Raw genomic sequence first — 7065 nt, 5'->3', positions numbered from 1 at the left:
ATCAGGGATCGCGCTTGTCTGAGCCGAAGGCGAGTTTGCGCGAGACCCCGCCGTAGTCGAGCACCGCAGGTTGCCCGAAGCGAAGCGTAGGGACCCAGACTGCGGGTCGCCTTTCTTTTGCTTACTTTTCTTTGGCGAAGCAAAGAAAAGTGAGTTGCTGCCGGCAACCCCGGCCAGCAAACCCATGCAGAGGGCGCGCCGCCGGAAGCAGAAACCAACCTCAAACCAGGAACAAAGCCGGATCAACCATGCAACGGTTCAGCATAACGCCCCAATGCAAATGAGGCCCGGTCACCCGACCAGTCGCCCCCACAGCCCCCAGCCGCTCGCCAGTCTTGAGCAGATCCCCAACCTTCACATCAACCGCACTCAGATGGCAAACCATACTCAAAAGTCCACCCCCATGATCCAGCCAAACCGTGTTGCCATTGAAAAAATAGTCCCCGGTATCAATCACCCGCGCCGGCAGCGGCGACACAACAGGTGTGCCGGTGGCGGCTGCGATGTCCATGCCGCTGTGCGGGTTGCGTGGCTGGCCGTTGAAGATGCGGCGCAGGCCGAAGGAACTTGATCGCCTTCCCGGCACCGGCACGCGCATGCGCAAGGAGCCCTGCGGCAAGGGTTCGCTGAAAATCGCCATCACGCCTTCCTGGTGCGCGCGCTCGCGTTCGTAGCGCGCCAGGTCTTCGGGCGACAGGTCCACCGTGCGGGGCTCGACCTTGAGTTGCTGCTCGCTGTAGTGCTTGGGCGCTATCGTGTAGGCGATGTCGCGCCGGCTGCCGTCCGCGGCCTGCACCGTGATGCTGGCCTCGCCGGGCAGGGCCGACAGCGCAATGCCTACCAGCGCCGTCCATTCCCTCGCATCGCCCAGCACCAGCAGGGGGACCTCGCCGGCATGGGCGGCCGGCCGCTGCGCCGCCGCGCCCAGCGGCAGCAGCGCCACGCCGCCGGGCACCTGCGAGGCGCGCGGCCAGATGGCGGAGGAGGGCGTTTCGGCCAGGCCCGAGGCCGGCAAGGCCAGCCAGCCTGTGGCGGCGAGCAGCGCCGAGCGGCGGGTCAGGGATAAAGGGATGGGGGCGCGTGAAAGAAGGGAATGCATGGCGCCATTATTGCGGCGTCATGGTGATTTTTCCTTCGTTCACATAGTMGTCGAACTGGATGCGCGGAATGGCCGTCACGGCGCGCACGCCGTCGCCGGCGTCCCAGCTCAGCGTGGCGCTGTCGGGCTCCAGCGCGACTTCAATGCGCACGCGCGGGATTTCAATCGGCGTACCGTCACCCGGTGTGTAAGTCACGTCACCGGTAATCATGGCGAACTGGGGCATGGCTGTCTCCTGCAGGGTTAGGCGAAGGGCGATGGGCGGTAAACGCCGGACACCCCTATTTGACACGCAGCGCGGGCCAAACCGTGTAGGCGAACACCACTTTGAAGAGTGCTTGGCGCAGTCGCCGATGAGGCATTTAGCATGCAATTTTCGCCATGTGGTGAGGGCATGGCATCTGCTTGCATTTGACGGAACGGTGTTGAAAACGGTTTCAAATTAATGCAATCAAATGGTTGCATTACGGTATTTGCCCGTGCACAATTCATGCAACAAGGAGATTGCATATGACTTCATCCACTTCATCCACGGACCGTATTGAACGCAGCACTTTGATCAATGCCCCTGTTTCACAGGTATGGCGCGCACTGACCAATGCCGAGGAGTTCGGCAACTGGTTCGGCGCGGCGCTCAAGGGAAAAAAGTTCGTCGCCGGCCAGCAGGTGCAAGGCCAGATCACCATTGAGGGCTATCGGCACGTGATGTTCGACGCCTTGATTGAGCGCATAGAGCCGGAAAAACTGTTTTCTTACCGCTGGCACCCCTATGCGGTAGACCCGGCCGTCGACTATTCAAAAGAGCCCACAACCCTGGTGGAGTTCACGCTCAAAGGCACGGGCGAGGGCACGCTGCTGACCGTGGTCGAATCAGGCTTTGACAAGATACCGGCGGCCCGCCGCGCAGATGCGATCCGCATGAACACCGGCGGCTGGGAAGGCCAGCTGGTTAATATCCAGAAATATGTCACCACCCAGTAAGCCTGCCCGGACCCGCGAAACCCCGCCCCAGCCCGGCCCCGCAGGCGTCTTCGCCGCCCTGGGCGACGAAACCCGCTTGCGCCTGGTGGCCGTGCTCTGCGTGGGCGGGGCCGTGTCGATAGCCCAATTAACGTCCACCACCGACATCACCCGCCAGGCCGTGACCAAACACCTGCACGTACTGGCCGATGCGGGCCTGGTGCACCACGTCAAGGTCGGGCGCGAGCGCTTGTGGCAGTTTGATCCGCAGCAACTCGACGAAGCCCGCCGCTCGCTGGACCTGATCGCCCAGCAGTGGGACCAGGCGCTGGGCCGCCTGAAAGCGTCGCTGGAGGCCTAGGCCATCCACAGGAGAAACAACAATGGCCGCACACAAGATTTTCTCGATGGCATTCGCCAAGGTCTATCCGATGCTGGTTCACAAAGCCGAACGCAAAGGCCGCAGCAAGGAAGAAGTCGACCAGATCATTTGCTGGCTGACGGGTTATGACCAAAAGGGACTGGATCGGCAAATAAAGCAGCAAAACGACTTCGAAACTTTCTTCGCCCAGGCTCCGGCCATGCACCCGAATGCCTCGCTGATTAAAGGCGTGGTCTGCGGTGTCCGCGTCGAAGAGGTCGAAGACCCGCTGATGCAAAAAATACGCTACCTGGACAAGCTCATTGATGAGCTTGCAAAAGGCAAGGCGATGGAAAAAATCCTGCGGGCCTAAGCCCGGCCCCACACCAGCAACAGATTGTTCGCCGGCATCGCATGCCGCGCTTTCAGGCGCAGGCCGGCCCGCATCGCTTCCTGCTCGACGTCTTCCCTGCGGCGGATTCCCCAGGCCGGGTCTTGCGCGCGCAGGCTTTGGTCAAACGACAGGTTGCCTTCCGAAGTCGGCACGTCGTCTTCCAGGTAAGGCCCATAGCTCACCAGCACACCGCTGGCCGCGAGGTGGCGCACGCTGCCTTGCATCAGCGCGGCACAGGTCGCCCAGGGTGAGATGTGCAGCATATTGGCGCAGTAGACCAGGTCAAACCTGGCATCGTCAGGCAGCCATTTGGACGCCATGACGTCGAGCACAAGGGGAGTGCGCACATTGGACAATCCTTGCTCGGCCACCCAGGCCGAGATCGAGCCCAGTGCGGCCGGTATCGCATCGGTGGGTTGCCAGGTCCATTGCGGCAGGCCCGCCGCAAACCAGGCGACGTGCTGGCCTGTGCCGGAGGCGATTTCGAGTGCGCTGCCTTGCCCCGGCAAGACCTTGCGCAGGACGTCGAAGATGGCTTGCTTGTTGCGGTCTGCTGCGGGGCTGAAGTTCGGGCTTGGCATGGGTGTGATTAAACCGCACACCCCTGCCGATCTCAACTGGTTTCAACTAATCACAACTGACTCTCAGCTGGCGTCAGCTGAAATAGCCACCGTCCCGCATGTCCGCCAGCAAGTCCGCTTCCCGTGGCTGCCATCCCAGAGAAGCGCGGGTGAGGGCGCTCGAACTCGGGTTGTCGATAGCCACAAAGCGTGCCAGCCAGTCGAAATGGCCTTGCGCTTCATCGGCCGCGATGCCGCGCGCAGGCACACCCAGCCCCGCGCCTATGGCCTCGGCAATCGCGCGCAGCGTGAGGCCCTCTTCGGCCACGGCATGCAAGCGCGCACCGGGCAAAGCGCTCTCCAGCGCCAGCCTGAAGAGGCGGGCCGCGTCCAGCCGGTGCACCGCCGGCCAGCGGTTCATGCCCTCGCCGATGTAGGCAGACACACCCTTGCTGCGCGCAATGCGCACCAGCATGGGCACAAAACCATAGTCGCCCGCGCCGTGCACCGAGGGCGGCAGCCGCACCACGCTGGCGCGCACCCCCCGGCCGGCCGAGGCCAGCACCATGGCCTCCGCTTTCGCACGCGGGTTGGGCGAGGCTTCAGGCACGGGTATGTCCTCCGTCGCCGGGTGGGCGTGCGCCGCCAGCACGGTGACCGATGTTGCCACCAGCGGTTTACCCGAGCCTTCAAGCGCGCCCAGCATGGCCGTGACGGCCTGGCGGTCTGTCTCGGCGGCAGCGGCATGTGCCGAAAAGTCATGAATGAAAGCGGTGTGGATCACACCGTCGCAGGCCCTGGCAGCGGCGGCCAGGCCGGCGGTGTCGGCCAGTTCACCGCGATGGGCCTGCACACTGAGCCGCGCCAGTGCATCGGCCGCCGCATCGCTGCGCGCCAGGCCCAGCACCACGTGGCCCGCGGAAAGCAGCTCCTGCACAATGGCTGAGCCGATGAAGCCTGTGGCTCCGGTCAAGAAAACACGCATACTGAACTCCTGAAAATCAATGAGCCCGCATCTTGCGTCGCCACCTCCATTCGCAAAAGCCGTGAGCGTATACAGGTATGAGCACTAACACCCTGACGACCCTTACAACACAGCCTTTACAAGCGGTGCCTCTCACGCTGGGCGCTTTCCTGCGCGATCGCCGCGCGCGCCTGCCGCCCGCGGCGGGCGCCGACAGCCGCCGCCGCACACCCGGCCTGCGGCGTGAAGAAGTCGCCACGCGCGCCCATGTGAGCGTCACCTGGTACACTTGGCTGGAGCAGGGCCGCGGCGGCCCGCCGTCTGACGAGGTGCTCGAGCGGCTGGCCGGCGCGCTGGCGCTGGACCGGGCCGACCGCGAGTTCATGTTTTTGCTGGCCCAGCAGCGGCCGCCGCCGCTCAAGCCGACAGCATCAGCTGCCGTCCCGCCCGCCCTGCAGCGCGTGCTCGACGGCATGCCCACCAGCCCCGCTGTCGTGAAGACGTTGGCCTGGGACATCGTGGCCTGGAATGCCGCAGCGGCAGCGGTGCTGAGCGACTACGCCGCGCAGCCGCCCGGCGGGCGCAACCTGCTCAGGCGCCTGTTCACCGACCCGGTTATGCGCGGCATGCCCGACTGGGAGGCCCAAGCGCGCTTTGCCATGGCCGCCTTTCGCGTCGATGCGGCGCGGGCCGGTGACAGCCCCGAAGCGGCCGCGTTGGCCGAAGAGCTGCAGGCCGGCAGCAAGGACTTTCGCCGGCTGTGGGCCGACAACGAAACCAGCAGCCACTACGTCGGCGTCAAAAAAATCGAGCGCCCGCCAGCCGGGCCCATCACGCTCGAATACCAGTCCTTCCCGGTCGACAGTGCGGCCGGGCTCAGCATGATTGTGTTCACGCCCGTGACGGAGGCGGATGCGGACGGGGTGGCCTTGTTGATGGCGAACAAGGCCGGGCGCTTGAAAAAAGAAAAGCGCTGAAAGCCGGTGAAGCGCCAGCCGGCTTTCGCCGGCTCTTCAATCACACGCGCGTTTCAGGCCGTTTCGGTTTCAGCGGCGCGGGCTTTTTGCTGCGCCCGCATGATCTGGTGGCGCTGCCAGTAGCTCCCCAGCACCGCCTTGAAGTGATCTTCCTGCTTGCCCAGGCCCTTGAGCTTGATCGTGCTGGTGCGCGCGCCCAGCATGCCCTTGTCGAAGTGCGTGACGGTGAGCGTGTTGCCAAAACTGCTGTTGTTGAATGTCATGCCCTTGACCTCGTCCCATGACAGCGGCACGCCGTCGTCTGCCGTGGCATGCAGGCCTTCATAGCTGATGTCAATGCGCTTGTCCTTGCCAAGGTCAAACGATACCGGCGGAAAGTAGCGCAGCACGACGGCGCGCTCTTCTTCGGTGGCCGGCTCATAGCGGTAGGCCAGGCTTTGCTCATGCGCGGCGGCAAAACGCTGCTCGTAGTCTGTCCACAGCCGCTGCTCGATGGCGGCGGCGGTCGATATTTCATCGGCCCAGGTGGCTTGGGGCACRGTGGTCACGATGGCGCCGTAGCTGTCTTCCGCCACCTTGTGGTTCACATTGCGCATGCGTTCCACCAGCGGCGGGTGCGTGTCGTAAGGGTGCGGCACGGCGGCGGTTTTCATGGCCGTCACAAACTCGTCCGAGCTGGCATAAGGGTGCAGGCCTTCAGCCACAAAGCCGGCAATGCCCAGCGCCCCGGTGTGTTGCTGCTCTTGCTCAAACAGCTTGCGTTCCACCGTGTTGCGGTAGCTGGAATACGCCGAGATCTTGATCAGCGATTGCACGATGGACTGCGGCGCCGTCAGCTTCGCGGCCACACGGTCGGCGGTGTACTCGCGCTCGCGGCTGTCGCGTGCCAGCGCAAACTCAAACACCATGCGGTACAGGCGCAGCAGGTAGTGGGCCACGATGGTCAACCCGCCGCTGCGCATTTGCCAGGTGTAGAGGTCAAACTGGTTGAGCTTGGGGCCCAGCGCCGCGCTGCTGCGCGTGTCGCCGCCGCCCAGGTGGGCCAGCTCGTGCGCCAGCACAGCATCGGCCTCGGTGGTGTCCAGCACCCGCAGCAGCGGAATGCTCACAAACAGCGTGCGGCCCGTCAGGGTCTGCCCGGCCACCGTGCAGGGTGCCTCGGTCACAAAAAAGTTGTTGTCGATACCCGCAATGATCTGGTCCGGCGGGGATGTCTTGACGCGGCCCGCGAGTTGGCGAATGCGGTCCCACAGGCGCGGGGCGTCGGCCTCAAGCAGCAGCTCGCCTTCAATGGTGCTGCCCGACGGCAATTTTTTGAACAGCGTGTAGATGGCATAAAAAACCGCCAGGGCCGCCATGATGCCGGCCAGGCCGACCAGCTTGATGTAGTAGCTGTGCCAGAAATAAGCCGTGAGCCAGAATGAAAGCCACACCAGCATGGCGCTTTGCAAGGTGACCTCCACCGCACTTGAAACCGTCATGAGCCGCCAGCCCGCCACAAAGCTTGCATAGCGCAGGCCGCGGTTGACAAAGGCCAGCGCGCCCAGCACGCCGGCCGCCACCAGCAGCGCGGCTCCGAGGATCAAGGTCCAGAAGGCGGCACGCTCGGCCCAGTGAAACCACCAGTGCATGGAATACGCGCTGCACACCTTGTCGTGAAAGACCTGGTTCTCCGGTCCGGTGGCGGCGCAGGCCATCGACAGCCTGTGCGTGTCGTAAAACGCAATCTCGTCCGCCTTCTGCGCCGGCG

9 protein-coding genes are annotated in these 7065 nt (G+C 64.1%); 4 read left to right on the top strand and 5 right to left on the bottom strand.

The annotated features are described in order from the left end of the window. Positions 1 to 220: 220 nt before the first annotated feature. Both AC1D0P_RS18940 and AC1D0P_RS18935 read right to left on the bottom strand, forming a co-directional pair. A complete protein-coding gene (locus tag AC1D0P_RS18940) occupies positions 221 to 1099 on the bottom strand; it encodes a peptidoglycan DD-metalloendopeptidase family protein (RefSeq protein ID WP_477678172.1) in 879 nt (292 codons plus the stop codon). A 7-nt stretch (positions 1100 to 1106) separates the two neighbouring features. Beyond that, positions 1107 to 1325, bottom strand: a complete 219-nt coding sequence (locus AC1D0P_RS18935; protein WP_477678171.1) for a hypothetical protein — start codon at positions 1323 to 1325, stop codon at positions 1107 to 1109. 284 nt (positions 1326 to 1609) lie between these two features. Here AC1D0P_RS18935 and AC1D0P_RS18930 point away from each other — a divergent pair, with 284 nt between their 5' ends. The 3 genes from AC1D0P_RS18930 to AC1D0P_RS18920 are packed head-to-tail and all read left to right on the top strand — an operon-like array spanning position 1610 to position 2793. Then, positions 1610 to 2080, top strand: coding sequence for an SRPBCC family protein (locus tag AC1D0P_RS18930; RefSeq protein WP_477678170.1), 471 nt, complete (start codon positions 1610 to 1612; stop codon positions 2078 to 2080). Further along, positions 2064 to 2420: an ArsR/SmtB family transcription factor gene (locus tag AC1D0P_RS18925; RefSeq protein ID WP_477678169.1), complete on the top strand. Its 357-nt coding sequence runs from the start codon at positions 2064 to 2066 to the stop codon at positions 2418 to 2420. The genes AC1D0P_RS18930 and AC1D0P_RS18925 overlap by 17 nt, the downstream gene beginning before the upstream one ends. A gap of 22 nt (positions 2421 to 2442) precedes the next feature. Next, positions 2443 to 2793, top strand: a complete 351-nt coding sequence (locus AC1D0P_RS18920; protein ID WP_477678168.1) for a DUF2200 domain-containing protein — start codon at positions 2443 to 2445, stop codon at positions 2791 to 2793. Here the strand turns inward: AC1D0P_RS18920 and AC1D0P_RS18915 are convergent. Both AC1D0P_RS18915 and AC1D0P_RS18910 read right to left on the bottom strand, forming a co-directional pair. After that, positions 2790 to 3395 carry a DUF938 domain-containing protein gene (locus AC1D0P_RS18915; protein WP_477678167.1) on the bottom strand — a complete coding sequence of 202 codons (606 nt, stop codon included), beginning with the start codon at positions 3393 to 3395 and terminating at the stop codon, positions 2790 to 2792. The genes AC1D0P_RS18920 and AC1D0P_RS18915 overlap by 4 nt on opposite strands. A 73-nt stretch (positions 3396 to 3468) precedes the next feature. After that, positions 3469 to 4359, bottom strand: coding sequence for an SDR family oxidoreductase (locus tag AC1D0P_RS18910; RefSeq protein WP_477678166.1), 891 nt, complete (start codon positions 4357 to 4359; stop codon positions 3469 to 3471). Positions 4360 to 4436: 77 nt separating this feature from the next. Here AC1D0P_RS18910 and AC1D0P_RS18905 point away from each other — a divergent pair, with 77 nt between their 5' ends. Next, positions 4437 to 5315 (top strand): helix-turn-helix transcriptional regulator, encoded by an 879-nt coding sequence (locus tag AC1D0P_RS18905; RefSeq protein WP_477678165.1) that lies wholly within the window; start codon positions 4437 to 4439, stop codon positions 5313 to 5315. Positions 5316 to 5368: 53 nt separating this feature from the next. On the opposite strand, the gene AC1D0P_RS18900 is transcribed toward AC1D0P_RS18905, so the two are convergent. Beyond that, positions 5369 to 7065, bottom strand: a 1697-nt coding sequence (locus tag AC1D0P_RS18900; RefSeq protein WP_477678164.1) for a M48 family metallopeptidase, incomplete at its 5' end; no start/stop codon positions are given.

This window comes from Polaromonas sp. P1_G2, from assembly GCF_056405515.1.
The sequence above is the reverse complement of the archived record's forward strand: the minus strand, read 5'-3'. Positions and strand labels throughout refer to the sequence as shown.

Bases quoted from the DNA above. Each gene is read 5' to 3' on its own strand.
- AC1D0P_RS18940 (WP_477678172.1), bottom strand. From the start codon at position 1,099: ATGCATTCCCTTCTTTCACGCGCCCCCATCCCTTTATCCCTGACCCGC.
- AC1D0P_RS18930 (WP_477678170.1), top strand. From the start codon at position 1,610: ATGACTTCATCCACTTCATCCACGGACCGTATTGAACGCAGCACTTTG.
- AC1D0P_RS18925 (WP_477678169.1), top strand. From the start codon at position 2,064: ATGTCACCACCCAGTAAGCCTGCCCGGACCCGCGAAACCCCGCCCCAG.
- AC1D0P_RS18920 (WP_477678168.1), top strand. From the start codon at position 2,443: ATGGCCGCACACAAGATTTTCTCGATGGCATTCGCCAAGGTCTATCCG.
- AC1D0P_RS18915 (WP_477678167.1), bottom strand. From the start codon at position 3,395: ATGCCAAGCCCGAACTTCAGCCCCGCAGCAGACCGCAACAAGCAAGCC.
- AC1D0P_RS18910 (WP_477678166.1), bottom strand. From the start codon at position 4,359: ATGCGTGTTTTCTTGACCGGAGCCACAGGCTTCATCGGCTCAGCCATT.
- AC1D0P_RS18905 (WP_477678165.1), top strand. From the start codon at position 4,437: ATGAGCACTAACACCCTGACGACCCTTACAACACAGCCTTTACAAGCG.